Genomic DNA, 26,694 nt, shown 5'->3' on the forward strand with positions numbered 1-26,694 from the left:
GCCATGGACCTGCTGGCGGTCGAGCATGAGGTTCGCCAAGGCACCGTCGTGCTGCGGGCCGAGGGCGATGTCGATTCGAGCACCGTCGAGCAGTTCGTCGTCCATCTGGCGGCTGCCATGCAATTGGCGGCGACCCACCCTGCGCGCCTGGTCGTCATCGATCTGCGGCCGGTGACCTTCTTCGGCAGCGCGGGATTGAACGCGGTGCTGGAGTGTCATGAACAGGGGAAGGCGGCGGGCACATCGGTGCGGCTGGTGGCCGACCACGGGCAGGTGCTTGCGCCGATCCAAGTTACCGAGCTGGATCGCATCTTCGAGATTTACCCGACGCTGGCCGGGGCATTGCGGCCCGGCAAACCCGGTGAGCAGGACCCCGAGGATGTCGAGCGGCCACGATGAGCGCCAACGCTGCGGCCCCGGGGACGCCCAACAGGCAACCGTTGCCCGAGGACCTGCAGGCCCCGGTCGCCCTGGGCGGCGAGATGGGGCGCCGCTTCGCCGAGTTCGACTGGGCACACCATCGGTTGGGCCCGCCCAGGGACTGGGCACCCGAAGTGCGTGCGGCGGTGGCGATGACCCTGACTTCGCGGTTTCCCATCGTGTTGTGGCTGAGCCCGACCGACCTGTTCCTGATGTACAACGACGCCTATGCCCAGATCTTGGGCGACAAGCACCCGGCGGCGCTGGGCAGTGCCGGAAAGGTGGTGTGGCCCGAGATTTGGACGGCGATCGGGCCGATGCTCGCCGGCGTCGTTGCGACCGGCAAGGCCACCTGGTCGACCGATCTGATGCTGCTGTTGATGACGGCAGGCGTTCCGCAAGAGCGCTACTTCACCTTCACCTACAGCCCGATCATCAGTGGCGGGGCCGTCCCGGCCATCTTCTGTGCGGTCATCGAAACGACGCAACGGGTGTTGAGCGATCGGCGTCTGCATCTGCTCAATGCGGTGGCGTCGGCCGTGCTGGAGACCCACACCATCGATGACGCGATCGGTGCGTCCGTCACCGCGTGTGCCGCGCAGCCCGCGGACCTTCCGTTCATCGCGGTGTATGTGGCCGCCGACGGTGCCGATGCCGGCGCCGGCCAGCATCGGATCACGCTTCGGGGAGCCACGCCGTCGGTGTTGCCCGTCTTGCCCCAGCTGCTGGCCGAGCTGACGGACTGGGACATGGCTTCGCGGTCACGGGAGTCGGCGCATGTGGTCGGTGAGCTTGCCCGGGTGATTCCCGGCATCTGCGAGGTTTTCACCGACGACTGCCCGACCCAGGCGCTGGTGTTGCCGTTGAGTGAGGGCTCGACCCCCGGGGCGGTGGTGATCGGCATCAGCCCGCGGCGCCCATTGGATGCGCTGTATCGCGGTTTCTGCCAGCTGCTCGTCGATCAGCTGTCGGCGGCGCTGGCATCGGTGGTCTCCTACGAACGGCAACGGCAGCGAGCCGATGCGCTAGCGGAGCTCGATCGCGCCAAGACCGCGTTTTTGACCAACGTCAGCCACGAGTTCCGCACTCCGCTAACCCTGTTGCTCGGTCCGGTCGAGGATGCGCTCGCCGACGCCGGCGGCGACACCGTCTTGGCCGATCGGCTCGATACCGCACGGCGCAATGCGCGGCGTCTGCAACGGATGGTCGACTCGCTGCTGGCGTTCTCGCGGATCGAAGCCGGTCGCGCAACCGCGCGGCTGGTGTGCACCGACGTGGGCACGCTGACGTCGCATATCGCGTCGTCGTTCACCGAACTCTGCGCCCGCGCCGGGCTCGACCTTGCGCTGGACTGCGCTCCAGCGCTGGCCGATGTCGATCCCGGCATGTGGGAAACCATCGTGCTCAATCTGCTGTCCAACGCGGTCAAATACACAATGAAAGGATCGATCGTCGTCGAGGTGCGCAGCGAGGCCGCGCACTGCCGACTCGTGGTGCGTGACACCGGAACCGGGATTGCGCCAGCCGACCTGCAGCGTCTGTTCGAGCGGTTCTATCGCGCCGAGAATGCCGGCGGCCGCAGTGCCGAGGGCAGCGGGATCGGGCTGTCCCTGGTACGCGGTCTGGTTGAGCTGCAACGCGGAACCGTGCACATCGACAGCGAACCGGGGCGCGGCACCGCGGTCACCATCCGGCTGCCGCGGTCGCCGACCGGCGCGGCCGCCGATCAGTCGCCGGCCGCCTTGCTCGATGAGACCAACCCGTACGTGGAGGAGGCCAGCCAGTGGTTGGTCTCATCGCCCGCGCAGGTACAGGCGGCACCGGAACAGCCCCGCCAGCTGGTGCTGATCGCCGACGACAACGCGGACATGCGGGCCCATCTGCATCGAGTGCTATCGCCGCATTGGGAGACCGTTCTGGTCGCCGATGGTGAGTCCGCGCTCAACGCAACCCGCAGCCTGCACCCCGACCTGGTGGTGACCGATGTGATGATGCCCGGTCTGGACGGTTTCGAGTTCATCGCCGCCATCCGCGCGGATCCGGTGCTGGCGGCCACGCCAGTCCTGATGCTGTCGGCCAGGGCCGGAGCGGAGGCCGTCAGCGACGGCTTCGCCGGTGGCGCCGACGATTATCTGTTGAAGCCCTTCCGTTCCCAGGAGCTGGTGGAGCGGGTGACCTCGCGGCTGGCCGCCGTTGCCCGCGAGCGCACCCGTCAGGGACTCGCCGCCAGGCTCATGCAGCTCGACGCCGCCCTACAGGCCACCGACTCGGTGGCCGGAATCCTCGCGGCCGTCCTGCACTACCGCCTGGCGTCGGGTGACGCGGCCGCGGCGGCAATCGGAGTTGTCGACGGGGACTATGTCCGGTTCGAATATGCCGGCGCAATCCCCGCGGAATTGCGCGATCGCTACCACGTGGCCAGGCTGGACAGCCCGCTGGTGGGAACCGACGTCATTCACCGCGGCGAGCCGATGCTGATCACCGACACGCTGGACCTGCCCCCGCGCTATCAGCACGCGGTGCAGGACACCGCCGAAATTGTTCGGGCCTGTGTCGCCCAACCGTTGCGCAACGCCGACGGACGTGTCATCGGGGTGCTGACCCTGCTGTGGCCCACGCCACGCCAATTCGACGCGTCCGAACTCGAGATGTTCACCCGGACCGCCGAGATTACCCAGATCGCACTGGATCGGGTGCGCGTCATGACCCGCGAACATCGCATTGCCGTCGACTTCCAGGAGCACCTCCTGGACCTGGACCGGGGATCGACCAGCGCGGTGGTATCGGCGGTGTACCAACCGGCCGGCGAAGCGATGCGCGTGGGCGGTGACTGGTATTCGGTGACGCCGCTGCAGCATCCGGGCAGGATCGCGATATCCGTTGGTGACGTCGTCGGTCACGGCCTGGCGGCGGCCATCGTGATGAGCAGACTTCGTGCCGCCGTGGCCGCCTCCGCGCTGAACACCGCCGAACCCGCCGATGTTCTGGGAGCGCTGGACAAATATGCGGCAACCGTTCCCGGCGCCAGCTGCGCCACGGTCGCCTACGCCCTGATCGACACCACACCGGCGGGTGCCGGCGCCATGAGCTACATCTGCGCGGGACATCCGTATCCGTTGGTGGTCTCCCCAGATGCCAGCCCGGTCTTCCTCAAGTCGGGACGGCGTCCGCCGGTGGCCACCCGTGGGACCGACTCGGCCGACGTCACCGCGCGTGCGGACCTGCCCGCGGGAAGTTTGATCATCTTCTATACCGACGGGTTGATGGAGCGGGCGGGGGAGACTCTCGACGACGGCTTTGCCCGGCTGGCGGATGCGGCGGCGGACTGCTCCGCCATGCCGGTGGCGGCGGTGTGCGCCGAACTCCTGCACCGGATGTGCCCGGCCGAGGGCTACCGCGATGATGTCGTGGTGCTGGCGCTGCGTCCCAGCCATGCCGGTCCGCGCAGCTTCGCCACCGTGTTGACCGCCGTCCCGGCCGAGATCCCGGTGGCGCGCCGGCGGATGGCGCAGTGGCTGACCGCGATCGGGGTCGACCCCGTGCGCAAGGGTGCCATCCTGCTCGCGACGGGCGAGGCGGTCACCAATGCGATCGAGCACGGCAGCGGCTGTGACGCCGGCAAGACGGTGTCCGTCGAGGCATTCCTGGATCAGGATGCGATTGCGGTCACCGTCAGTGACCAGGGCCGGTGGACCGGAGACTCGTCGGCCAGCCTGCGCAGCCAGCGGCGCGGGCGCGGTCTCACGCTGATGAGCGGGCTCGCGAACCAGGTCGAAACCGTCCGTACCCCGCAGGGCACACGAGTCGTGTTGCAGTTCGACGCCGCCACCGTGGACTGGCCGTGAACTGGCCGTGAACTGGCTAGGCCTCCTCCATCGCCTCGCCGAGCTCCTCGAGGAGCCGGTTGTGGTGATTGCTCGCCATGACGTGACCGGCGGCGATGACCACCGCTACCGGCCATTCGATCAGTTCGAGTGCGGCCAGTGCGGCCAGACCGCCGTAGTAGGCCAGCTGCTCAGGCCGGGGGACCTCAACCTGGCCGACGAATGGCAGATTCATCACGAAAGTCTCGCCTTCCCTGATTTTCTTCACGGCATCGCGCTGTGAAACCGCTCTGCGCGCCTGCTTTTCCACCATCATTTGCCTTTCAGTAACGAAGGGTTTGCCGCCGAGCAGGGTCGTGCGGTCACCGTCTGAAGTATGTCGAGGACCGACGCCCTGGCCGATCCGCTAGTTTCGTCGTTTGCTGCGGTGCTGACTGTGCCGTTGCGGGAGATTTATGCGCTGTTGTGGCGCGTCGGGCTCGTGGAGATCGTCCAGCGGGAGCCGTCGCGGGTTCGGGTGTCGGTGACGTGCTCGTGTTGGGTGCAGGAGGGGCTGGAGGATCCGGCTGCTGAGCACGACCATCCAGAACACGGTCCACAACGGCCATCGCGGCGGTCGCAGCAGCGGCGGCTCCCAGGGCCTGCGCCCACCCGACCGGGTCGAGCGGGGTACAACCGAGCAGTTGGCTGACGATAGGAATACTGATCAGGGTACCCATCGCGGCCAGTGAGCCCAGCGCGGTGAGAACCACCAGCCAGTCGTGTGAGTCCAGCAGGGTTTGACCCAGCTGCGCTGTCACCAGGGCGACCAATCCCACCGTGGATGCCCGACGCGGCAATCCGGTCACCCCGGCCATCATCCAGGCGGCGGTGGCGGCCGCAGCGGTGGTGGTGCCGCGGACGCCGACCGCTCGCCACAGCGCCTGCTGATCCGGTCCGCGCGCGTTGGGGTCGGTCTGGCCGCGCGGCTTGCTGACCGCCAGCGCCGCGGCGGGCAGCGCATCGGTGAGCATGTTCACCAGCAGCAGTTGCCGGGTGTTCAACGGCGAGGTTCCCGTGATGGCGCTGCCGATGATGGCGAATGCCACTTCACCGGCGTTGCCGCCCAACAACACTGAAACGGCCGCCTGCACCCGCTGCCACAGTTCACGCCCTTCCAGGATCGATGGGAGCAGTGATTCGATGCGACCGTCGAGCAACACCATGTCGGCGGCCACGCTGGCGGGGTCACTGCCATGCGCGACGACACCGATGCCCACGGTGGCCGCCCTGATCGCGGCGGCGTCGTTGGAGCCGTCGCCGACCATCGCGCACACCCGTCCGACGCGCTCTAGCGTCTGCACGATCTGCACCTTGTTCTCGGGTGTCATCCGGGCAAAGATCACGCGCTCGGCGACCGCACGCTCCTGGTCCTTGCGCGACAGGGCATCCCACTGCGCGCCGCTGATGATCTGTTTGGCGCTCACCCGCAGGCCCAGCTCTTCGGCGATGGCCGCGGCGGTGATGGGGTGATCACCGGTGATCAGCCGCACGTCCAGTCCGTGTCCGCTCAACTCGGCGAGCAGACCCGCTGCCGTGGGGCGCGGCGTGTCGGACAGCCCTAGAAAGCCCACCAGGGACAAGCTGTCGTGGCAGAAGTCAGCGATGGCGTCCGGGTCGTCGAGAACGGTCCGAGCCTGCTGTGGGCTCAGCTCGCGCCGCGCCACCGCGATTACCCGCAGCCCGTCGGCGGCCAGTTCAGCGACCTGGCGGTCAATGCTCGGGCCGTTGGCTCCGCAGGCGGCCAGCACCACCTCGGGGGCGCCTTTGATGCTCAGTTCGGTGTCTGACAGCGAGGCGGAAAACGACCTGCCGGAGCGGAATGGCAGGTGAGCGTCGGACCGGTCGAGTTCGGCGGCCAATTCCGGTGGTGCCGCTGCCACGATCGCGACATCGGTGGCGTGTACCTGCGGTCCACCGTTGGTGGCCGGCGCGGCATGGACCGCGCAGCGCAGCACATCGTGATCCGAAAAGCCGGGGCCGGGATGTACTTGCGCCACGCGCAGCCGGTTCTCGCTGAGCGTTCCGGTCTTGTCGAAGCAAACCATGTCGACGCGACCGAGCGCCTCCACCGATCGCGGGATGCGGACCAGGGCGCCGAAGTGGGTGAGCCGGCGCGCCGAGGCTTGTTGCGCCAAAGTCGCCACCAGCGGCATGCCTTCGGGCACCGCGGCCACGGTGACGGCAATGCCGCTGGCCACCGCTTGGCGCAGGCCTTGGCGACGCAGCAGACCGAGTCCGGTGACCACGGCGCCGCCGGTCATGCTGACCGGCCAGGCCCGGTTGGTGAGCTGGCTGAGCTGGTGTTGCAGACCGACGTTGGACAGGTCGCCGGACACCAGGTCGGCGGCCCGCCGCTCCTGGGTGTCCGCCCCGACCGCGGTCACCACCGCAACTGCGGTCCCGGCTACCACGGTGGTGCCGGCATAGAGCATGCAGCTACGGTCCGCCAGATCGGCTCCGGGTGTGGGCTCGACCTGTTTGGTCACCGACAGCGATTCGCCGGTGAGCGCGGACTCGTCGACTTCGACATCGGTTTCGTCGATCACCCGGGCGTCGGCGGGAACCACCTCGTGGGTCCGGACCTCGATAACGTCGCCGGGCCGCAGTTGTTCGGCGACGACGTCGACGTAGCCAGGCTGTCCGTCCTGGCCGGTGACCACCTTTCGCGCGGGCGGAATTTGCAGCGCCAGTAGGCGGTTGAGCCGGCTCTCGGCGCGGAGTCGCTGCGTTGCGGCCAGTATCGAGTTACCGGTCAGCACTGACCCGACCATTACCGCGTCAACGGGTGAGCCCAATACCGCGCTCGCCGTTGCTCCCAGAGCCAGCATCGGTGTCAATGGGTCGGAAAGTTCTGCGCGGACCGCGCCGAGGAACTGTCCGATCGCCTGCATGGGCTCGGCGCCGAGTTGTGTACCACGCTTTGCCGCGTGCGCGCCGCTGCTGAGGGCGCGGGTCGCCAACGTCGAATGGGGTGCGCCCGGTTGAGGCGAGGTGCCGGTTGGCGGCAACAGTTTCTGGACCTGCTCAACGGACATGGCATGCCATTCGTGGAACGCGGCGGGTCGAGGCGGGCGCGCGCCGACAACCTTTCGCGCCAGCAGATACCCCGACAGCAGTCCGGCGCCCGCGCCGGTGGTCACCGGTCCCGGGCCGAGTCCGCGAACGCCCGGCACCATCAGCAGGGCGCCCAAAGCCGATGCACCACCGGATATTTCGATACCCCGCCGGCGCGCCGCCTTGGCGGCCGGAATCGCATGCATGATCCGCCAGGCGCCACCAAGATCGGGCAGCAGCACATCGGCGTACCAGGGTGGGACGGCGTCGGCGGTCTGCGGCAGTACACCAAGTGCCACGTCGGCCAACGAAATGGCCCGGCTCCGCGACGACAACAGCGCAACGGTGCGCCCCGCCTGCCTGAGTGCGACCACCGCGTCGGTCAGGGCGTCATCGATGGATCCGTGTCGCAGCGGCCGGATGTCGTCGAATGCCGGCCGCAGCTCGCCCAGCGAGTCGTCATCGACCGACACCAGATCCGCTCCGGTGCGATGCGCCTCGGCGACCACGGCCGAGGCGAGCGGATCATGCGCGGGTAAAAAGAGCGCTTCGGCTTCGAAAACCCCGGTGCTATCCGGATTTTCCGGGACCGCATGCCACCCCGGGCTCAGATCGCCGCGCTCCAGCAGCAACTGGGCCCGGTTCCACGCCGCCGACAGTTGGTCCTCATCCGCGCCGCGAATCCGGGCGACCCGTAGCTTGGCGGTGCACAGCACTCGCGGGTCGATGACGACCGCGTCGACCTCGTCGAGGCGGCGCAGGCAATCCGGCCGCATGGGCAAGACCCCGTGCCGCTGTGCCAGACCCTGACCAAGCGCAGCGGCAAACGCCTCCGGGGTGGTTCGGCTGGCCTTCGGGGTCGCCACCAGCGCGGCGGTCGCCGCCATGTCCATGTTGCGGGTGGCCAGCCCGACCAGCCCCGCGCTGATCGTCTGAATGTGCGCAAAGCGATCGGCATTTCGTTCGGCGGCACGCGGCGGTGCCGGCCGGGGCGCGGTGTAGGGCGCGCTGGTCGCCGGTTGCTCCGCGTACTGGGCCAACTCCGGTTCATGGTGCTGCCAGGCCAGTGCCCCCGCCCGGGCTTCGGCGGCTTTGAGGGTCTGCATCGCCAGCCCCACCGACAACGATGCCGGTGCCTGGGTGAGCGTTTCTGCCGCGGCTACGGCCAATGTCATGACCGTGTCCGTCGCCGGCCCGCCGATGCGGTCCTCGAGCAGGCTGCGCAGCCGGGGCTGGTAGTCGACCGCCACCACGCCGGCCAGCAAGGCGATCGGCACCCGCGGCCAGCGCAGCGCCCGGCCGGTGAGTGCCAGCCCGAGCCCGGCGGCGTTGGTGGCGACGGTCACGGCCCGGTTCACCAGTACCACGCTGTCGCCCGGCAGACTGATCGCGGGCGTTGCCCGGCAAGTTTCTTGCGTTGCGCGATAACGCTTTTCGGTGTCTTCGACTAGGCGGCACAGCTGCGGCAACGAGGTAGCCGCATCGATGTCCACGACAACCCGCGATAGCGGATAGTTGATCCGAACTGACGCGATGCCCGGGTGGGTGCGCATGGCCTCGCGCACCATGCGTGCGAGTTCATCGTCGGGTGTGTCATTGAGGCCGCGAACCTCGATCCAGGCGCGGCCCGCACCGCGCCAGCAGTGCCGGGTGAGTGTCTCGGGGGACAGCTCACCGGAGAGCGCCTTGGCGCCCTCGCGTAGCGGCGCGGCACCGAACTCCAAACACGCCCTGGTTACCGAACCGGTCGTCCTGCCCAGGGTTGCGGCGACGGCTGCGGTGGTCATCACCGACGCGGTGGCCATCGCGCTGGTTGCCTGGATGCCCGTGGCGAGCGCGCGCAGCGGCAAAGCCCCTTTTATGGATGTAGCAATGCTCAATGGGTGCTCAGCGCCGCCATCAATTGGTGCTGCGCAGTTCGGCGGCGCCCGCTCGACGGCCGGTTGACTTCTTGGCCGCGGTCTTGGCCGGCGCCTTTTGCGGGGCGGCCTTGGCCGGCTCCTCCTGGTCGGGTACCGGCGCGAGTTTCGCCTTTGCCGCGGGTGCGGAGGCCTCGGGCTGCTGACTCATCCGGCGCAACAGCAGCGCGCTGCCGCCGACGGCGAGCAGGATCGGCCATTCCACGATGCCCGCGACGCCCAGCGCGCCCATGGCCAAGGCGGCGGCCGGTGTCGACTTGCTGCCGGTGCTGAGCCCGCGCTGGATGCCTTCGGCGGCTCCCTTGACGCCACCGACGACGCCGTTGACCGCCGCGCCGCCCACCGCACCCGCGGCCGCCGTGGTCGCCGTCGCGGCCCGATTCACCGTTTGACCAACGTTGCGGACTGCTCCGCCGACGACTCCCATAATTGCTCCCTGACTTCTCACCGATCTATCGTTGCGTCCCACGCTGCACAGCATCGACAGCGCTGTCTTCAGCATGCATCTATTAGAAGCCTGCCACGTTACAAACGCGCAGACAACGAACATTGTTAGGGAGTGTCCAGCGGCTACGCGGCTGGGCCGGGGCGCAGGTCGACGAAAACCGGTGCGTGGTCGCTGGGGGCTTTGCCTTTGCGCTCGTCCCGAACGATCTGCGCGTCGACCACGCGGCCGGCCAATGCCGGCGAGCCCAGGATGAAATCGATGCGCATTCCCTGCTTTTTGGGGAACCGCAGCTGCGTGTAGTCCCAGTAGGTGTAGACACCCGGACCAGGGGTGAAGGGCCGTACCAGATCGGTGAACTGTGCATCGACAATGGCGTTGAACGCCTTGCGTTCTGGCTCGGAGACGTGGGTAGCCCCGGTGAAGAACTCGGTGCTCCAGACGTCCTCATCGGTGGGGGCGATGTTGAAGTCGCCGGCCAGCGCTATCGGCGCGCCGGGATCGTTTTTCAGCCAACATTGGGCCGTATCCCGCAGCGCAGCAAGCCAATCCAACTTGTACGTGTAGTGCGGATCCTCCAGCGTGCGGCCGTTCGGCACGTACAGGCTCCACACCCGAACGCCGCCACAGGTTGCGCCCACCGCGCGAGCTTCGGCGGCCGCGGCGACCTCTGGCCTGCCGCTCCAGGCGGGCTGGCCATCGAAGCCGATCTGGACGTCGTCGATGCCGACGCGTGAAGCGATGGCCACGCCGTTCCATTGATTGAAACCAACATGGGCGACCTCGTAGCCGAGTTCGAACAGCGGCAGGGCCGGAAACTGGGTGTCCGAACACTTGGTCTCTTGAATGGCCAAGACATCGACGTCGGCGCGCTCCAGCCAGTCCAGGACGCGGGGTAGGCGGGTGCGAATGGAGTTCACGTTCCAGGTGGCAAGCCGCAGGGTGCCATCGGGCATGGCTAGAGGCTAGCGGGTGTCCGCAGATAGCGACGACGATGGTGCAGCCGCAACCCCAGCGACTCGGCCCAGCCGGGCGTGGCGGTGCCGGGCACGCAGGTGTAGCCACGGGTCGCACCTCGGCCGGCGCCCCAGGCCAGCAACGTCGTGTAGAGCAGGGCGGCCGGACCGGTCGGGGACTGGTCATCGATGGTGCAGGCGGCCGACACCCCAACCCAGCGGGTGCCGTCCGGTGCGTCGGTTACCGCCGCGCGTGCGACCACCGCTTGCGGGCCGGAACCGAATGCAAGCTCGCCGTCGATGACCGCGGTGAGGGCATGCCCGGCGATCTCGCGGTCGCAGTGGCCTCGCCACACATCGTCGGGCCGGGGCGACACCGTGATCGACGGGTCGGCTTGGCGGGCCGCGACCTCGCCGACCAGGACACGTTCGGTGTGCTCACCGGTCAGGCCGGCCGGATCCGGCATGAGCCGGTCGGGAATGGCCAGCCGAGGCGTGCGGCCGCGCTGCGTGTACCAGTCGAGGATCGCGGGTATCGCGTCGGGGCGGGCCGAAATATCCAGCGGGACCGCCGAATTAGCGCATAGCGGGGCTCCGTGGCAGGCGCGTAGCAGCCAGCCGTCCAGCCAGCTCCGGTCGGTGCCGGGCCACGCCGCGGCCGCCGCATGTTCCAGGGCCCTGATCTCGGCGGTGCGGATGGGCGTATCGGTGAGCACCCGCAGTGCCACCACGTCGGCCGGCGCGAACTCGGCGATCGCTCCGGTCTTCGTTTGCACGCGCACCGTCGGGGCAATCGTAAGCAGATGTCCCACCGCATCGGTCAGCGGCGGGACGGACCCGGCGGGTCGGCGGTAGCGAATCGTGACTCGCGTTCCGAGGTCCGGCCATGGCGCCGTCATCAGTGACCGAACGGATCGGGCCCCTCGCCCGGCAACCACGACAGGCCGGGAACCCCCCAGCCGTGTGACTTGACCGCACGCTTTGCGCTGCGGGCATGCCGGCCGATGAGGCAGTCCAGGTATAGATAGCCGTCCAGGTGCCCGGTTTCGTGCTGCAGCATGCGCGCGAACAGGCCGGAGCCTTCGAGCTCGACGGGGTTCCCCTCGGCATCGAGCCCGGTAACGCGGGCCCAGGTGGCGCGGCCGGTAGGAAACGACTCGCCGGGAACCGACAGGCACCCTTCGTCGTCGTTGTCCGGGTCGGGCATGTTCTCGGGAATCTCGGACGTCTCGAGCACCGGGTTGATGACCACGCCCCGGCGGTGCGCGGCTTTTCCGCGATCGTCGGCACAGTCATAGACAAACAACCGCAGGCCGTATCCGATCTGGTTGGCGGCCAAGCCGACGCCGTGCGCGGCATCCATGGTCTCGTACATGGTGGCGATCAACTCGGGCAGATCGGCAGGTAGCGAACCGTCGGCTCCGACCGGGACGGGAGAAGTCGGAGTGTGCAGGACTGGATCGCCCACGATCCGAATAGGAACCACTGCCATGGTCGGCTAGCTTATGCGGGGCGACTGGGCCCGGTGACGACGCCCGCCGCTCGGCGGCGGAGGAGTCGGGTGGTTGGGCGCGACGCCGGGTCGGAGGCAATCCGCCCAATCTGCCGACTCGCGGGTCGCGGTTACGGGGCAACAGTTCCCGGCGTGGTTGAATACGTCGGAACATGCCCCTTTGTAGGTCAAGTCATTCGAGCAAATAAAGCAAATAAGCATTCGCCGGAAGGGTCCAGGGGAAGCGATATGGACGGCGCTATGGCGCGGGCAAATCGAGCGGGGGACGACTCTGAAATCGCCGACGGTTTGACCCGTCGGGAACACGACATCCTGGCGTTCGAACGCCAGTGGTGGAAGTTCGCCGGTGTCAAGGAAGACGCCATCAAGGAGTTGTTCTCGATGTCGGCGACGCGCTACTACCAGGTGCTCAATGCGCTGGTTGATCGGCCGGAGGCGCTGGCGGCGGATCCGATGCTGGTGAAGCGGTTGCGCCGGCTGCGGGCCAGTCGTCAGAAGGCGCGCGCCGCCCGGCGGCTCGGCTTCGAGGTGACCTGACACCGGTCCCGGTTTTGTCCGTGCTTTTTCAAGTTCTGGGCCTCTCCTGGCTACAGTGGGCTCGATGAACGAGCGCGTACCCGACTCTTCGGGGCTTCCTCTGCGGGCCATGGTGATGGTGCTGCTGTTCCTGGGCGTCATCTTCTTGCTGCTGGGTTGGCAGGCCCTGGACTCGTCCGGGAAGGCGGTGGATGACTCATCGTCGCTAACCACGATGCCGACGTCGTCCAGCGCCACGAAGTCGCCGACCTCGACGAGTGTCAAACCCGCTGCCCCCCAGGCGGAGGTGCGGGTCTACAACATCTCTGGTCTCGAGGGTGTCGCTGGGCGCACCGCCGACCAACTCAAAGAGGCCGGCTTCAATGTGACTGAGGTCACCAATCTTTCGGTATCGGACGTGCCGGTCACCACCGTCTATTTCGGCGATGCCGAAGGCGAACAGGCCACCGCCGAAGCGGTGGGTGAGAAGCTGGGCGCGCCCGTCGAACGGCGGATAGCCGAAATTTCCGACCAGCCCCCCGGCGTCATTGTCCTGGTCACGGAGTGAGCCGGCGCGACACCAGCCTGGGTCGTTTCGGCCCGCTCGATGACTCGAGGGCCGCCAGGTTAGGCTCTCGCTATGCCTAAGCCAGCCGGTCATCGCAATGTCGCAGCTGTCACCATGTCCGCTCTGTCCGCGACCGCTTGTGTCGCGTTGTTGAGCGGGTGTTCGTCGCCTCAACATGCGTCGACGGTTCCGGGCACCACACCCTCGGTGTGGACCGGTTCACCCGCGCCGGCCGGCACCAACGAGCACCGCGAGGGGGCGTCCGAATCGGAGGGTCTGGCGACTCAGCTGCGAGCACCGGATGGCACCGAGGTTGCCACGGCCAAGTTCGATTTCGCGGACGGATTTGCCACCGTCACCATCGTGACTACCGGCACCGGCTACCTGGCCCCTGGCTTTCATGGAGTGCACATCCACAAGGTGGGCAAGTGCGAGGCCAATTCGGCCGGTCCGACCGGCGGCCCGGTGGGTGACTTTCTGTCTGCGGGAGGACACTTGCAGGTGTCCGGGCGCCCCGTACCCGGGCAGTCCAGTGGTGACCTGACGTCGCTGCAGGTGCGTAGTGACGGCAGCGGGACGCTGGTGACCACGACCGATGCATTCACCATGGATGACCTGACGAGCGGGCAGAAAACCGCGATCATCATTCACGCCGGCGCCGACAACTTCGCCAACATTCCGGCCGATCGCTATAGCCAGACCAACGGGACCGCGGGTCCCGATCAGACCACGCTCGCCACCGGTGATGCCGGTAAGCGGGTGGCGTGCGGTGTCATCGGCTCCGGCTAGCTCGTCGGCGGGTCGGACCGCAAACCGGATAGATTTCGCGCGTTCGCCGCGGCCGACCGTAGGAGTGGAGTGGGAGTTCGCCCTGGTCGACGCCGAGACCCGGGATCTGAGCAATGAAGCCACCGCGGTCATCGCCGAGATCGGCGAAAACCCCCGGGTGCACAAGGAGCTGCTGCGCAACACCGTCGAGGTGGTCAGCGGTGTGTGCGGCTCTGCCGGCGAGGCGATCGAGGACCTGCGCACCACCCTGGGCCCGGCCCGCCGGATCGTGCATGCCCGTGGCATGGAGCTGTTCTGTGCGGGCACCCATCCGTTCGCGCAATGGTCCACCCAGAAGCTCACCGACGCACCGCGTTACGCCGAGCTGATCAAGCGCACCCAGTGGTGGGGCCGCCAGATGCTGATCTGGGGCGTCCATGTCCACGTCGGCGTCTCCTCGGCGAACAAGGTGATGCCGATCATCTCTGCGCTGCTCAACTACTACCCCCACCTGTTGGCGTTGTCCGCCTCCTCGCCCTGGTGGGGCGGCGAAGACACCGGTTACGCCAGCAACCGGGCGATGATGTTTCAACAGTTGCCTACCGCCGGGCTGCCGTTCCAGTTCCAGACCTGGTCGGAGTTCGAAGGCTTCGTGTATGACCAGAAGAAAACCGGCATCATCGACCACATCAACGAAATACGTTGGGATATAAGGCCTTCGCCGCACCTGGGCACCATCGAGCTGCGGATTTGTGACGGCGTTTCCAATCTGCGCGAACTCGGTGCGCTGGTGGCCTTGATGCATTGTCTCGTGGTGGACCTGGATCGCCGGCTTGACGCCGGCGAGACGCTGCCGACGATGCCGCCCTGGCACGTCCAGGAGAACAAGTGGCGCGCGGCGCGCTACGGCCTGGACGCGGTGATCATCTTGGACGCCGAAAGCAACGAACGGCTGGTCACCGACGACCTCGACGATGTGCTGACGCGGTTGGAGCCGGTTGCGCGGTCGTTGAGTTGCGCGGACGAGCTGGCCGCGGTCGCAGAGATCCCGCGAGTCGGCGCCTCTTACCAGCGCCAGCGGCGGGTGGCCGAGGAACACGACGGAGACTTGCGGGCGGTGGTCGACGCACTGATCGCCGAGCTGGATATCTGAGGTGCCGGGCACGCCGTCGGATGGACTCGCGCGGTAGTTCGACCGCCACGGTCGCCACCGCAATGCGGTCGGGGCACGACCGGATCCGGGCTGCCGCCGGATTTAGGGGCGCAGTCGCGCGATGAAAACCTGTGCTGCCGCCTCTGCCCGCTGTGGGTCACCGGCGATGATGGCCTCGACCAGCTCGGTGTGTTCGCGCTCGTATGAGGTGCATGTCCCCACCGGGCCCGCTTCCACCGCCCGATGGATGGTTGGCAACAGCAGGTCATAGAACTGTAGATATATCTCGTTGTGGCTGGCCGCGACGATGGCGCGGTGCAACGCCGTGTCGGCCGAAGTCATCTCGGTGCGTTCTTTGTCGTTCGCCGGCTCTCGGCTCCACAGTTCGTTGCGCCGGGCGAGCAGGACCCGAAGGTCCTCGATATCGGCGGCATCACGCCGGCGCGCGGACAGGACGGCGGCGGTGACCTCTACCGCCTCGCGCAGTTCCCAGAGATCACGTTCGCGGGCGGCCGCGAAATATTCGGCGAGGGCGCTGCCTTGTTCTACGTCGGCAATGACGTAGGTGCCCGACCCTTGTCGTCGTTCGAGTATCCCCACGTGTACCAGGGCCTGCACGGCTTCGCGCACCGTGTTGCGGGCGGTTCCGGTCATCTCGCAGAGTTCGGGTTCGGTGGGAATGCGATCACCGACTCTCCAGCGCCCTGACGTGATCTCATCGCGCAGCTGATCGCTTACCTGGGCGATGAGTGTCCGTCGGCGCACTGTCTGCATGCCACCAGCATAGGCAGTTTGCCCAATACGTCCATTCATCCTATGATTCCTACCGTTGTCCAACACTGGATTGGGGGAATTCCGATGACTGCTGTGGCGGCACCGGCGATCCACGACCCAACCGCCAGCCGGTCGTTGTTTGCCAGCAGGGTGACGGTCTTGCTGGCGATCGCACTGTCCGCCTTCACCATGCGGTCCGCCGTCACCTCGATGGCGCCCCTGCTGGCGAGGGTCGCAGACACGATGGGCTTCGGCGGTACCGTCATCGGCGTCTTCGGGATGCTCCCCACCGCCATGTTCGCCTTGGCCGGGTTCGCCGCGCCCCTGAGCCGCCGGTTCGGCCCGGAACGTCTGGCGCTGCTCAGTGTCTTGGCCACAGCGGCGGGGACTGCCGGCCGCTCGATGGCGTCCGACACGTCCGAGCTGATGGCGTTCACCACGCTTGCCCTCGTCGGCATGGGCATCGCAAACATTGTGATCCCGCCGCTGGTCAAGAAGTACTTCAACGATCGCGTCGCCTTGATGAGCGCGGTCTACCTCGCCTGCCTGCAGCTGGGCACCATCATGCCGGCCGTGGCCGCGGTGCCACTGGCCGAGTCCTATGGATGGCGGGCCTCGCTCGCAATCTGGGCGCTGATTCCCGCGGTCGCGGTTCTACCGTGGATACTCGTCCTCGTCCGCCGTGGCACCAATGGCACCGATCGCGCTGCCCGGACGGGAAAAACGATCGGGCCGATCTGGCGCTCGCCGATCTCCTGGGGCCTGACCTTCATGTTCAGCATGACGTCGCTGATCACCTATGCGATGTTTGCCTGGCTTCCCGTGATCGTGACATCTGCCGGAGGCAGCGAAGCGCTCGGAGGCGCCATGGTTGCGACCTTCTCCGGCGTCGGGTTCCTTGCAACGCTGGTGACACCCAGGCTGTGCGCTAGGGCTGCCAACCCGTTCCCCATTGTCGCCGCTTCTGCGTTGTGTTTTCTCGTCGGTTTCGCGGGATTGCTGTGGGCTCCGCTGACCGCGCCCATCGTCTGGGCGATATTTCTCGGGCTCGGCCCAAGCACCTTCCCGGCCGCAATCACCCTCATCAATCTGCGGTCGCGCACCGAAACCGGTTCCGCGGCGCTGTCCGGTTTCACCCAGGGCATGGGCTATTTGTTGGCCAGCCCAGGACCACTGATCTTCGGAATCCTTTACAACGCCACTGGACGGTGGGAACTGTCGTTTGGATTTCTCCTGGTCCCGCTGATCGCACTGCTGGCCGGTGGGTATCACGCCTGCAAGCCCCGCTATCTGGAAGACACGTTGACCCCTTCCCGGAAGTCGGGGTCGGACGCTGTCGAGGACGTTGTCGAGGGAGAACTGCTGCCGGAGTGTTCGACGAGCTGCTCGTGACCGCGCGACCGGCCGGTGAGCCGGGCCTTGGTGATCACCCCGCCTTGCGCGATACGCTGCGTTTCTGCACAGCGCTGCGATCGTGGTGTGGACCGCGACTGCTGTCTGGCAGGTGTGGCAGACCCGGATTGAGGGGGCATGGTGGCCGTTCCGAAGCCCTTCGAATCACCGATGTTTCCGCTGGAGGCGGCGATGCTGCCCGGCCAGGATCTGCCATTGCGCATCTTTGAGCCTCGCTACAGCGCGCTGGTGCGACACTGCCTCGATACTGGTGATCCGTTCGGTGTGGTCCTGATCGCCGGTGGGCGCGAGGTGGGTGGCGGTGAGTCGCGATACGACGTCGGGACGCTGGCCCGGATCACCGAATACGTCGACGAGGGCGCGGGTCGTTATCAGTTGTTGTGCCGCACTGGGGAACGGATTCGGGTGTGCGACTGGCTCCCGGACGAGCCCTATCCGCGCGCGACGGTTCAGATCTGGCCAGATGAGCCGGGCGCAGCGGTGAGTGCGGCCCAGTTTCGCGACACCGAAGACCGGGTGATGGCGTTGTTCGAACGGATCGCCACCGCCCGTGGCATCGAGTTGCCGGATCGCGATGTGGTGTTCGACTACCAGTCCGACGACATCGCCGCTGACGCGGGAACCTTGTTGTACGAGTTGGCGTCTCGGGTTCCGATGGGCCCGGCCGACGGCTACGCGGTGTTGTCGGCGCCGTCAGCCGCTGATCGGCTGGCCGCACTCGCCGAGGCGGTGGATTCGGTCGAGGCGATGGTCGATTTCCAGCTGTCCGACTAGTCCGGCTCAGAGCTCTTCGGCGAACGCGCGCAACGCATCCACCTGCAGCGGATCCAATGACGGGCGGACGGTTTGGCGCGCGGCGGAGAGGTCCGCGGCGGTGACGTCGGCCGCGTCGATGGAACGGCGCATCGCGGTCAGAGCCGCCTCGCGCAGCAATGCCACGCAGTCGGCAGCACTGTAGCGGTCGAGCCCCGCGGCCACCTCGTCCAGGTCGACGTCGGCGCTGAGCGGGATGGATTTGCCTGCGGTGCGCAGGATCTCGCGGCGCGCCTCGGCATCGGGCGGCTCGACGAACACCAGCCGTTCCAGCCGGCCCGGGCGCAGCAGCGCCGGATCGATCAGATCGGGGCGGTTGGTCGCCCCCAGCACCACCACGTCACGCAGCGGTTCGATGCCGTCGAGCTCGGTCAGCAGGGCGGCGACTACCCGATCCCCAACACCCGAATCGAAGCTTTGGCCGCGTCGGGGCGCCAGGGCATCCACCTCGTCGAGAAACACCAACGACGGCGCCGAATCGCGGGCCCGGCGAAAGAGCTCACGGACGGCTTTCTCCGAGGAGCCAACCCATTTGTCCATCAGCTCGGAGCCCTTGACCGCGTGCACGCTCAACTGCCCGGTGCTGGCCAGTGCCCGGACCACGAAGGTCTTGCCGCATCCGGGTGGGCCGTAGAGCAGTACCCCCCGCGGGGGCTCGACCCCTAACCGGGCGAACGTGTCCGGATGCTGCAACGGCCACAGCACCGCCTCGGTCAGGGCCTGCTTGGCCTGGGCCATGTCCCCGACATCGTCGAGGGTGATGCTTCCTACCGCGACCTCCGAGCTCGCCGAGCGCGACAGGGGGCGGATGACGGTCAGCGCGCCAAGTAGGTCTTCCTGGGTGAGCGCTGGTGGCTGACCGTCGGTACTGGCTCGCGAAGCGGCCCGCAGCGCCGCCTCACGCAGCAGCGCGGCCAGGTCGGCAACTACGAAGCCCGGCGTGCGGCCGGCTATTTCGTCAATATCCAATTCGCCGGTAGGTACGTGCCGCAGCAGGGCTTCCAGCAGGGCCTTGCGGGTGGCCGCGTCGGGCAGCGGCAACCCCAATTCCCGGTCGCACAGGTCGGGCGCGCGTAACCGGGCGTCGAGCTGGTCGGGCGCGGCGGTAGTGGCGATCAGCACCACGCCATCGCTGGCGACCGCGGTGCGCAGCTCGCCGAGGATCAGTGCGGCTACCGGTTCCGCGGTGGCCGGCAGCAGCGCGTCCACGTCGGTGATCAACAGCACCCCTCCGCCGTCGCGAACCGTCGCGACGGCGGAGGCCACGGCCTTGAGCCGATTTTCCGGGGCCAGCGCACCAACCTCGGGACCGTCGAGTTCGACCAGCCGGCGTCCGGCACACACCGCACGCACCAGCGTCACCTTGCCGACTCCGGCCGGACCGGACACCAGCACGCCCAGGTTGGTGCCCGCACCCAAAGACTGCAGTAGGTGAGGTTCATCGAGGGCGAGCTTGAGCCATTCGGTGAGCTTGGCCGCCTGCGGCTGGGCGCCCTTGAGCTCCTCGACCTGGATCTCCGGAGTGGCCACGCTGACCCGCTCGGCCTGGGATGACTGCGCGGTGTGGGGTACCCCGGTGCCCCAGGTGACCAACGTGTTCGGCTGCACACTGACCGGCGCATCGGGATCGACGCCGGTGACGGTCAACAGCTCCGATGTCCAGCTGATGCCGACCGCCGACGCCAACGCCTGGCTGGCGGCCGAAGTCGAGGTGCCCGGGCCCAGGTCGCGGGGCAACAGCGACACCGCGTCGCCGACGGTCATCACCTTGCCCAGCAGCGCCTGGCGCAAGGTGATCGGCGAAAGCGATTGGGTGGCCAGCGACGACCCGCTCAGCGTCACGGTCCGTGCACCGTAGACGGTGACCGAGTTGACCAGCACCGCAGTGCCTTCGCGTAGTCCGGCGTTGGACAGGGTCACGTCGTCCAGCAATATGGTGCCGACCGGGACCTGGTCATCAGCCATGCCGGCCACCGCCGCGGTCGTTCGGGACCCGGTCAACGAAACCGCGTCCCACTCCCGGATCCCGAGGGCGGCAATGGCGCTCGGGTGCAACCGCACCACGCCTCGACGTGAGTCCACCGCCGACGTGTTCAGCCGGGCGGTCAGCGTCAGCTGTGGAGCCCCATAGGGGCTGGTCACAACCGCCCGCCCGGCTTGCGCAGCCCCAGCCGCGCCACCGAACGGCGCGCCACCGACCGGCGATGCGGCTGCGCTCTGCGAATCGCGCGCCGCGCGGCGCGTCGTTGCTTGGGTTTGTCGCCCCACACCTCGGGATGCTCGGCCAGCCAGCGCTTGCTGCGCACCGCGAACGGAATGTGACACACGTAGGCGATGATGATCACCCAGATCAAGATGTAGGGAGCCAGCACCGCGGCGGCCGCCATGATGGCCAGCACCGCCAGCAGCACCGCGGCCAGGTTGGGCGGCACCGCCACGGCATGCATCTTCTTCATGGGGATCCCGCTGACCATCAGCATCGATGTGCCGGTGATCCAGAACGCCAGGAACCACACCGAGGTCCACCAGCCCTCACCGAACTGCATCTTCAAGGCCAGCAGGCCGATCATGGAAACCGCGCCCGCCGGTGCGGGCATTCCGACGAAGAATTCGTGTGCGTACGCGGGCTGGGTGCCGTCATCCAGCAGCGCGTTGAACCGCGCCAGCCGAAGCACGACGCACACCGCGTAGAGCAGCACCACAACCCAACCGACCTGCCACTTCGACAGCATCGTGACATAGAGCACCAGCGCGGGCGTCACGCCGAAATTCACCGCATCGGCCAGGGAGTCGATTTCTGCGCCCATGCGCGACTGGGCGTCCAGAATGCGGGCTACCCGGCCGTCGAGTCCGTCCAGAATGGCCGCCGCCGCGATCAGCGCCATCGCCGGCACCGGCTGGTGTTCGAGGGCGAATTTGATCGAGGTCAGCCCGGCGCAGATGGACAGCACCGTCATTGCGCTGGGCAAGATCTGCAGGTTTACCGCGCGCCTGCTCCGAGGCTTGGTCGTCATGGCAGGTCAGCCAATATGGTCTCGCCGGCAATCGTGCGCTGGCCAACTCTGACCACCGGCTCGGTGCCCGGTGGCAGGTAGGTATCCAGGCGAGAGCCGAAACGGATCAGGCCGTAAGTGTCGCCGATCGCCAATTTGTCTCCGACGTGTGCGTCGCACACGATGCGGCGCGCTACCAGCCCGGCAACCTGCACCGCGACCACTTCAGCACCGTTGGCGGTGCGGATGCGCACGCTGTTGCGTTCGTTGTCGTCGCTCGCCGCGGGCAGGTCGGCCGACCCGAAGCGGCCGGGCCGGTGCTGGACGGCGACGACCTCGCCGCTGACCGGGGCCCGCTGCACGTGGGCGTCGAATACCGACAAGAAGATGCTGACCCTGGGGAGCGGCGCGTCGCCCATGCTGAGTTCGGCCGGTGGTGCCGCGGTGTCGATCACGCAGATCACGCCGTCGGCGGGTGCCACGATGGCGCCGGCCCGGCTCGGTGGTACCCGGGGCGGGTGACGGAAGAAGCCGGCGCAGGCGCCGGCGGCCAGCAGCCCCGTCCGGCGCGCCCAGCGGTGCCGGTATCCGACACCGGCCACGGCTAGGCCCGCAGCGATGAAGGGGCGCCCGGCCGGGTGTATCGGCGGGATGGTGGATCGCACCAACGCCAGCAGATGCTGCGGGCTCAGAGTCGGTTCCGCGGAGGATGAGTCGGAACGGCGGGGACGTCGTGCCACGCGGCCATCTTACGGAGCGCCGTGGCGGTCAGTGTACGGACGGCGCCCCGGTGTGCCTGAGCACACCGGGGCGCCGTCAACAACGTCATGCGCCGTCGTGCCCGTTCTCGCCGATCAGTGTCCCGCCAGTGCCGCCCGTTCCGGCGGTGCCCGGTGGCAAACCAAGACCGAGAATGCCTCCATTGCCGCCCGTGCCGACCAGCTGGGCGTCGCCGCCCTTGCCGCCGTCACCACCCGGCGCAGCCCCGAGGCCGATCCCGCCCGCGCCGCCGTTGCCGCCGTCTCCGATCAGGGCGCCGGTGCCGCCGTTGCCGCCGTCTCCGGAAGTGATACCGCCAAAGCCGCCGTCGCCGCCGGTCCCGCCGTCGCCAAGGAGCCCGCGAGCCCTGCCGCCGTCGCCACCAGTCCCGCCGGTGCCGCCACCTGCGCCGTTTCCGCCTGCCCCGCCGGACCCGCTGAGCCCGCCGCCGTCGCCTCCGGTTCCGCCGTTCCCGCCGACTGCCGCGCCGGTCCCGCCGGCCCCGCCGGCTCCGCCGTTGCCGAAGAGCATGGCGGCGTTGCCGCCGGATCCGCCGGCCGCACCGGCAGCGACCGTGCCGCCGCCTCCGGCGCCGCCGGCTCCACCGTCGCCATAGACCACGCCGGCGTTGCCGCCGGCCCCGCCGACACCACCGCCGCCTCCGCCGCCGCCGACGCCGATCCCGCCGGCCCCGCCGGCCCCTCCGGTACCGGAGAGGGCGCCAGCCGAGCCGCCGGCCCCGCCGGCCCCACCGGTATCGAGGCCGATCGCGCCGGCTCCGCCGGCCCCACCGGCACCGAAGAGAGTGGCGGCGCCGCCCCCGGTGCCGCCGGCGCCACCGACAGTCTGGCCGGCTCCGCCGGCCCCGCCGGCGCCACCGGTGCCGGAGAACACGCCGGCGTTGCCGCCGGCTCCGCCGGCCCCGCCTTCGGTGCCTGCGGGAGCGATGCCACCGGCGCCGCCGGCCCCGCCGTTACCGGAGAACACCCCGGCGGCACCGCCGTCGCCACCGGCTCCACCAGCCTCGGTCCCGCCGAAACCGCCGGCCCCGCCGGCGCCGCCGTTGCCGAACAGCAGGCTCGCCCCGCCGGCCCCGCCGGTCCCGCCAGTCACCAGGCTGAACCCGCCGGTGCCGCCATTGCCACCCGCCCCGAACAGTCCAACGCCTCCACCGCCCCCGGCCCCGCCGCTCTGGCCGCCTCCGCCCTCACCGCCGGCACCGCCGGCGCCGAATAGACCTGCCATGCCGCCCGTGCCACCGGCCCCACCGAGAACGGCCCCGATTCCGCCGGTGCCACCGACCCCTGCGCCGCCCGACAGCAACCCCGCGGCCCCGCCGTTGCCGCCGGCCTGGCCGGTTCCCAGGCCGTTGACCGCGCCGGAACCACCGGCGCCACCGTTGCCGAACAAGATCCCACCGTCGCCGCCGTTGGCCCCGGTTCCCGCGGCGCCATTGGCGCCGTTGCCGATCAGCGGGCGATCCAGCAGCGCCTGGGTGGGCGCGTTGATTACGTCGAGAAGAGCCTGGTTTGACGTGGCCAGCCCAGGAGCGCCGGCTTCGCCCGCTGTCCCGGCTGGGACGCCCAGCCCGGGATTGCCGCCGTTGCCGCCGGTTCCGAATAGCTGGGCGTCACCGCCTCGGCCCCCGTTACCGCCGGGGTCCGCGGTGCCAGATCCGCCCGCGCCGCCGTTGCCGCCGCTGCCGATCAGTGCTGCCTTGCCGCCGGCCCCACCGTCGCCCCCGGCCCCACCCGCAGCGGCCAGGCCGCCGTTGCCGCCGGTCCCGCCGTCGCCGAACAGGCCGGCGGCGTTGCCGCCGTCGCCGCCGACACCGCTGACGGTGCCCACGGCGCCGTTGCCGCCCGCACCGCCGGATCCGGCGAGCCCGCCACCGGTGCCTCCGCGGCCGCCATCGCCGCCGGCGGCAGGGCCCGCAGCGCCGTGGCCGCCGGTCCCGCCGGAGCCGAAGAGCGTTGCGGCATCCCCGCCGTCGCCGCCCTTGCCGCCGGCAGCAGCGCCGCCGATGGCGCCGGCCCCGCCGGCCCCGCCGTCGCCGTAGACCACGCCGCTGTTCCCGCCGGCCCCGCCGTCGCCGCCGCTGACTTGGCCGAAGCCGCCCGCCCCGCCGGCTCCACCGGCGCCGAACAGGGCGCCGGCGCTGCCGCCGATGCCGCCGGCCCCACCGGTATCGAAGCTGGTTCCGCCGGCCCCACCGACCCCGCCGGTGCCGACCAGTTCGGCGCCGTTGCCGCCGGCCCCACCTGCACCGCCGGCGCTGGTCGCGACTCCGCCGGTGCCGCCGGCCCCGCCGTCGCCGTGGAACAGGCCGGCGTTGCCGCCGGCCCCACCGGCCCCGCCGCTGCTGCCGGGAATGTTGCCGCCGGCCCCGCCGGCCCCGCCGACGCCGCCGTCGCCGTAGAAGGTGCCGGCGTCGCCGCCCTGCCCGCCCGCGCCCCCGGCAGTCGCTCCGCCGCCGCCGAGCCCGCCCGCGCCACCGTTGCCGAACAGCAGGCTGGCCCCGCCGGCCCCGCCGGCACCGCCGACCGCGCTGTTGGCTAGTCCGCCGGCCCCGCCGGCCCCGCCGGCGCCGAACAGCCCGAGGCCGCCCGCACCGCCGGTGCCACCGCTGGCGCCCACCCCACCGATGCCGCCGGCCCCGCCCGCGCTGAATAGCCCACCGGTTCCGCCTTGGCCGCCGGCTCCGCCGGCGCCGCCCGCTCCGAGCCCACCCGAGCCTCCCGCGCCGGCCGTGCCGGCCAGCAGCCCGGCGGCGCCACCGGCCCCGCCGGCCCCGCCGGTGACGCCGGTCGCGCCCGATCCGCCGGCCCCGCCATTGCCGATCAGTATTCCGCCGTCGCCACCGCTCGCGCCGGTTCCCGCGGCCCCGTTGGCTCCATTGCCGATCAACGGGCGATTCAGCAACGCCTGGGTGGGGGCGTTCACCAAGTTGAGCAGATTTTGCGACGCCGCCTCGGCGCTCGCGTATGAGCTCGCGCCGGTGGTCAAGGCCTGCACGAATTGATCATGAAATAGTGCCGCTTGTGAGCTGACCGCCTGGAAAGCTTGGCCGTGCGCGCCGAAAAGCGCCGCGATCTGCATTGATATCTCATCGGCGGCGGCGGATATCACCGCGGTCGTCGGGGCGGCCGCCGCATAGCTGGCCTGGCCGATGGTGTTGCCAATGCCGGCCAAATCCGTTGCCGCCGCGCTCAATAAATCTGGTGTCGCTATCACATAAGACATGCGTATCCCGTCCGTTTCCCTGGCTTTTGGCGATTAAGCAGCAGTCGAACGGATCGTATTTGTTTCGCATTCTTGATCACTCTGGAGATCTGCCAAGAGTTATCAAAACGTTATATTTAGTAAGCTAAATGTAAAGCCTTTTTACAAAGGCGGGTTTATGCCAGATCCATAAATGTAATTGACGAGACAATATCGTCTCATTTTTGCGTTCGGTATCTCATTTTCTGGGGATAGTCGATCCGCGGGCTCCCGGCCTGGATCCGGGGTGCGATCAGTCGGGCATTGGACCGATATCGGGCGCGGTCGCCGCGGTTTAGGTCAAATCCCAGACTTGCACCTGGGTTCCGGCGGACACCTCCACGTCATCCTCCGGAATCTCCAGCAAGGCGTTGGCCGAGGCCAGCCAGCGCAAGTGGTGCGAGGCCGGCGGCCCGTAGCTGGTGACCTGTCCGGTGCCGATGTCGAGGATCGCGCGCCGGAACTGCCGCTTGCCGCGCGGTGAGGTGACCGTCTCGGTCAGCACCGCGGTCCGCTGTGGTCGCCGCGGATCCGGCAGACCCATGGCCAGGCGCAGCGCGGGACGGATGAACACCTCAAAGGACACCAGCGCGCTGACCGGGTTGCCGGGCAGGGTCACGATCGGCGTGCCGACCACCAGGCCGACGCCCTGGGGCATTCCCGGTTGCATCGCCACCTTGACGAACTCGACGCCCTGATCGCCTTCGCGGCCGAAGGCGTCTTTGACAACCTCATAGGCTCCGGCACTGACCCCCCCGCTGGTGATGATCAGGTCCGCGGCACCCGCGTGTCGGTCGAGAATCGCGACGAACTGCGCGACATCGTCCCCAGCGGTGTCGGTGGCCACCACGACCGCACCGGCGTCGCGGGCCGCGGCAGCCAGCATGACCGCGTTGGACTCGTAGATCTGTCCGGGTTGCAGTGGCGTGCCCGGCGGTACCAGCTCCGTGCCGGTGGAGACCACCAGCACGCGCTGGCGGGGGATCACGCTCAGCTCGGCCAGCCCCAGCGCGGCGGCCAAGCCCAGCGCTGCCGGTGTCACCAGCTGGCCGGCTTGCAGGACGGTGGTACCGGCGGCGACATCTTCACCCGCGCGCCGGACGTGCTTGCCCGCGACAGCGGGCTGGCTGATCTGTACCGTTTCGAGGCCCCCGTCGGTGGCTTCCACCGGCACGATCGCCGTCGCGCCGGTGGGTACCGGCGCCCCGGTCATGATCCGGTGCGCCGTCCCAGGGTGCAGCCTCAGTTGGTCGACGCGCCCCGCCGGAATGTCCTCGGCCACTGGCAACACCACCGGGTGCTGCGCACTCGCGCCCACGGTGTCCTCGGCCCGCACCGCGTAGCCGTCCATCGCGGAGTTGTCGAACACCGGTAGCGGCAGCGGGGCGACCACGTCGTCGGCGAGCACCAGGCCCTGCGCTTGCTGCAATGGGACCTTGGCGACGGGACGGGCCCGGACCATGTTGGTGACGACCCGCTGATGCTCCTCGACCGACCGCATGC

The 26,694-nt window shown here is 68.8% G+C and carries 20 protein-coding genes; 8 read left to right on the forward strand and 12 right to left on the reverse strand.

All coding sequences use genetic code 11. The features are described 5' to 3' along the window. Positions 1-3 precede the first annotated feature (3 nt). Both CCUG20998_RS03445 and CCUG20998_RS03450 read left to right on the forward strand, forming a co-directional pair. Positions 4-399: an STAS domain-containing protein gene (locus CCUG20998_RS03445; protein ID WP_020731708.1), complete on the forward strand. Its 396-nt coding sequence runs from the start codon at positions 4-6 to the stop codon at positions 397-399. Then, entirely contained in the window at positions 396-4,265 is a 3,870-nt protein-coding gene (locus tag CCUG20998_RS03450; RefSeq protein WP_103654003.1) for a SpoIIE family protein phosphatase, read from the forward strand. The genes CCUG20998_RS03445 and CCUG20998_RS03450 overlap by 4 nt, the downstream gene beginning before the upstream one ends. 16 nt (positions 4,266-4,281) lie before the next feature. Here the strand turns inward: CCUG20998_RS03450 and CCUG20998_RS03455 are convergent, their stop codons facing one another. The 6 genes from CCUG20998_RS03455 to CCUG20998_RS03480 all read right to left on the reverse strand — a co-directional run bounded on the left by CCUG20998_RS03455 (position 4,282) and on the right by CCUG20998_RS03480 (position 12,152). Continuing rightward, the gene (locus tag CCUG20998_RS03455) at positions 4,282-4,557 is read right to left on the reverse strand and encodes a hypothetical protein (RefSeq protein ID WP_099052685.1); all 276 of its coding nucleotides are present in this window, start codon (positions 4,555-4,557) and stop codon (positions 4,282-4,284) included. Positions 4,558-4,606: 49 nt separating this feature from the next. Continuing rightward, positions 4,607-9,190 (reverse strand): cation-translocating P-type ATPase, encoded by a 4,584-nt coding sequence (locus CCUG20998_RS29150; RefSeq protein WP_172607092.1) that lies wholly within the window; start codon positions 9,188-9,190, stop codon positions 4,607-4,609. A gap of 49 nt (positions 9,191-9,239) precedes the next feature. Further along, entirely contained in the window at positions 9,240-9,686 is a 447-nt protein-coding gene (locus tag CCUG20998_RS03465) for a hypothetical protein (RefSeq protein ID WP_020731712.1), read from the reverse strand. Between the two features lie 143 nt (positions 9,687-9,829). Continuing rightward, positions 9,830-10,645: an exodeoxyribonuclease III gene (locus tag CCUG20998_RS03470; RefSeq protein ID WP_172607257.1), complete on the reverse strand. Its 816-nt coding sequence runs from the start codon at positions 10,643-10,645 to the stop codon at positions 9,830-9,832. 17 nt (positions 10,646-10,662) lie between these two features. Then, the gene (locus CCUG20998_RS03475) at positions 10,663-11,559 is read right to left on the reverse strand and encodes an N-acetylglutamate synthase, CG3035 family (RefSeq protein ID WP_020731714.1); all 897 of its coding nucleotides are present in this window, start codon (positions 11,557-11,559) and stop codon (positions 10,663-10,665) included. Then, positions 11,559-12,152 carry a peptide deformylase gene (locus tag CCUG20998_RS03480; RefSeq protein WP_012392692.1) on the reverse strand — a complete coding sequence of 198 codons (594 nt, stop codon included), beginning with the start codon at positions 12,150-12,152 and terminating at the stop codon, positions 11,559-11,561. The genes CCUG20998_RS03475 and CCUG20998_RS03480 overlap by 1 nt, the downstream gene beginning before the upstream one ends. A 249-nt stretch (positions 12,153-12,401) precedes the next feature. Here CCUG20998_RS03480 and CCUG20998_RS03485 point away from each other — a divergent pair, with 249 nt between their 5' ends. From CCUG20998_RS03485 to CCUG20998_RS03500, 4 genes are all read left to right on the forward strand, one after another. Then, complete coding sequence (locus CCUG20998_RS03485; RefSeq protein ID WP_012392693.1) at positions 12,402-12,710, forward strand: nucleoid-associated protein NapA; 309 nt, start codon at positions 12,402-12,404, stop codon at positions 12,708-12,710. Positions 12,711-12,774: 64 nt separating this feature from the next. After that, positions 12,775-13,257: a LytR C-terminal domain-containing protein gene (locus CCUG20998_RS03490; RefSeq protein WP_050674474.1), complete on the forward strand. Its 483-nt coding sequence runs from the start codon at positions 12,775-12,777 to the stop codon at positions 13,255-13,257. 72 nt (positions 13,258-13,329) lie between these two features. After that, positions 13,330-14,046, forward strand: a complete 717-nt coding sequence (gene sodC / locus CCUG20998_RS03495) for a superoxide dismutase[Cu-Zn] (RefSeq protein ID WP_036457018.1) — start codon at positions 13,330-13,332, stop codon at positions 14,044-14,046. Then, complete coding sequence (locus CCUG20998_RS03500; RefSeq protein WP_015354411.1) at positions 14,003-15,178, forward strand: glutamate--cysteine ligase; 1,176 nt, start codon at positions 14,003-14,005, stop codon at positions 15,176-15,178. Before sodC ends, CCUG20998_RS03500 begins: the two co-directional genes overlap by 44 nt. 102 nt (positions 15,179-15,280) lie before the next feature. On the opposite strand, the gene CCUG20998_RS03505 is transcribed toward CCUG20998_RS03500, so the two are convergent. Next, the gene (locus CCUG20998_RS03505; protein ID WP_231389819.1) at positions 15,281-15,952 is read right to left on the reverse strand and encodes a FadR/GntR family transcriptional regulator; all 672 of its coding nucleotides are present in this window, start codon (positions 15,950-15,952) and stop codon (positions 15,281-15,283) included. A gap of 84 nt (positions 15,953-16,036) precedes the next feature. On the opposite strand from CCUG20998_RS03505, the gene CCUG20998_RS03510 reads away from it, so the two are divergent. Continuing rightward, complete coding sequence (locus tag CCUG20998_RS03510; RefSeq protein ID WP_036457019.1) at positions 16,037-17,344, forward strand: MFS transporter; 1,308 nt, start codon at positions 16,037-16,039, stop codon at positions 17,342-17,344. Between the two features lie 138 nt (positions 17,345-17,482). Then, positions 17,483-18,139, forward strand: coding sequence for an LON peptidase substrate-binding domain-containing protein (locus CCUG20998_RS03515; protein WP_020731720.1), 657 nt, complete (start codon positions 17,483-17,485; stop codon positions 18,137-18,139). A gap of 6 nt (positions 18,140-18,145) precedes the next feature. Here the strand turns inward: CCUG20998_RS03515 and CCUG20998_RS03520 are convergent, their stop codons facing one another. The 5 genes from CCUG20998_RS03520 to moeA form a co-directional block, all read right to left on the reverse strand. Further along, on the reverse strand, positions 18,146-20,320 hold the full coding sequence (locus CCUG20998_RS03520) for an AAA family ATPase (protein ID WP_038578778.1): 2,175 nt from the start codon (positions 20,318-20,320) through the stop codon (positions 18,146-18,148). Then, positions 20,317-21,192, reverse strand: coding sequence for a CDP-diacylglycerol--serine O-phosphatidyltransferase (gene pssA, locus CCUG20998_RS03525; protein ID WP_020728031.1), 876 nt, complete (start codon positions 21,190-21,192; stop codon positions 20,317-20,319). Before pssA ends, CCUG20998_RS03520 begins: the two co-directional genes overlap by 4 nt. Next, entirely contained in the window at positions 21,189-21,911 is a 723-nt protein-coding gene (locus CCUG20998_RS03530; protein WP_012392702.1) for a phosphatidylserine decarboxylase, read from the reverse strand. The genes pssA and CCUG20998_RS03530 overlap by 4 nt, the downstream gene beginning before the upstream one ends. An 85-nt stretch (positions 21,912-21,996) precedes the next feature. Next, entirely contained in the window at positions 21,997-25,173 is a 3,177-nt protein-coding gene (locus CCUG20998_RS03535; protein ID WP_116269090.1) for a PE family protein, read from the reverse strand. Between the two features lie 313 nt (positions 25,174-25,486). Next, complete coding sequence (gene moeA / locus CCUG20998_RS03540) at positions 25,487-26,692, reverse strand: molybdopterin molybdotransferase MoeA (RefSeq protein WP_020731722.1); 1,206 nt, start codon at positions 26,690-26,692, stop codon at positions 25,487-25,489. Positions 26,693-26,694: the final 2 nt, after the last annotated feature.

The sequence above is a fragment of the Mycobacterium marinum genome (genome assembly GCF_003391395.1).
Classification (GTDB): domain Bacteria; phylum Actinomycetota; class Actinomycetes; order Mycobacteriales; family Mycobacteriaceae; genus Mycobacterium; species Mycobacterium marinum.

Bases quoted from the DNA above. Each gene is read 5' to 3' on its own strand.
- CCUG20998_RS03445 (WP_020731708.1), top strand. From the start codon at position 4: ATGGACCTGCTGGCGGTCGAGCATGAGGTTCGCCAAGGCACCGTCGTG.
- CCUG20998_RS03450 (WP_103654003.1), top strand. From the start codon at position 396: ATGAGCGCCAACGCTGCGGCCCCGGGGACGCCCAACAGGCAACCGTTG.
- CCUG20998_RS03455 (WP_099052685.1), bottom strand. From the start codon at position 4,557: ATGGTGGAAAAGCAGGCGCGCAGAGCGGTTTCACAGCGCGATGCCGTG.
- CCUG20998_RS03465 (WP_020731712.1), bottom strand. From the start codon at position 9,686: ATGGGAGTCGTCGGCGGAGCAGTCCGCAACGTTGGTCAAACGGTGAAT.
- CCUG20998_RS03475 (WP_020731714.1), bottom strand. From the start codon at position 11,559: ATGACGGCGCCATGGCCGGACCTCGGAACGCGAGTCACGATTCGCTAC.
- CCUG20998_RS03480 (WP_012392692.1), bottom strand. From the start codon at position 12,152: ATGGCAGTGGTTCCTATTCGGATCGTGGGCGATCCAGTCCTGCACACT.
- CCUG20998_RS03485 (WP_012392693.1), top strand. From the start codon at position 12,402: ATGGACGGCGCTATGGCGCGGGCAAATCGAGCGGGGGACGACTCTGAA.
- CCUG20998_RS03490 (WP_050674474.1), top strand. From the start codon at position 12,775: ATGAACGAGCGCGTACCCGACTCTTCGGGGCTTCCTCTGCGGGCCATG.
- sodC (WP_036457018.1), top strand. From the start codon at position 13,330: ATGCCTAAGCCAGCCGGTCATCGCAATGTCGCAGCTGTCACCATGTCC.
- CCUG20998_RS03500 (WP_015354411.1), top strand. From the start codon at position 14,003: ATGCCGGTAAGCGGGTGGCGTGCGGTGTCATCGGCTCCGGCTAGCTCG.
- CCUG20998_RS03505 (WP_231389819.1), bottom strand. From the start codon at position 15,952: ATGCAGACAGTGCGCCGACGGACACTCATCGCCCAGGTAAGCGATCAG.
- CCUG20998_RS03510 (WP_036457019.1), top strand. From the start codon at position 16,037: ATGACTGCTGTGGCGGCACCGGCGATCCACGACCCAACCGCCAGCCGG.
- CCUG20998_RS03515 (WP_020731720.1), top strand. From the start codon at position 17,483: ATGGTGGCCGTTCCGAAGCCCTTCGAATCACCGATGTTTCCGCTGGAG.
- pssA (WP_020728031.1), bottom strand. From the start codon at position 21,192: ATGACGACCAAGCCTCGGAGCAGGCGCGCGGTAAACCTGCAGATCTTG.
- CCUG20998_RS03535 (WP_116269090.1), bottom strand. From the start codon at position 25,173: ATGTCTTATGTGATAGCGACACCAGATTTATTGAGCGCGGCGGCAACG.
- moeA (WP_020731722.1), bottom strand. From the start codon at position 26,692: ATGCGGTCGGTCGAGGAGCATCAGCGGGTCGTCACCAACATGGTCCGG.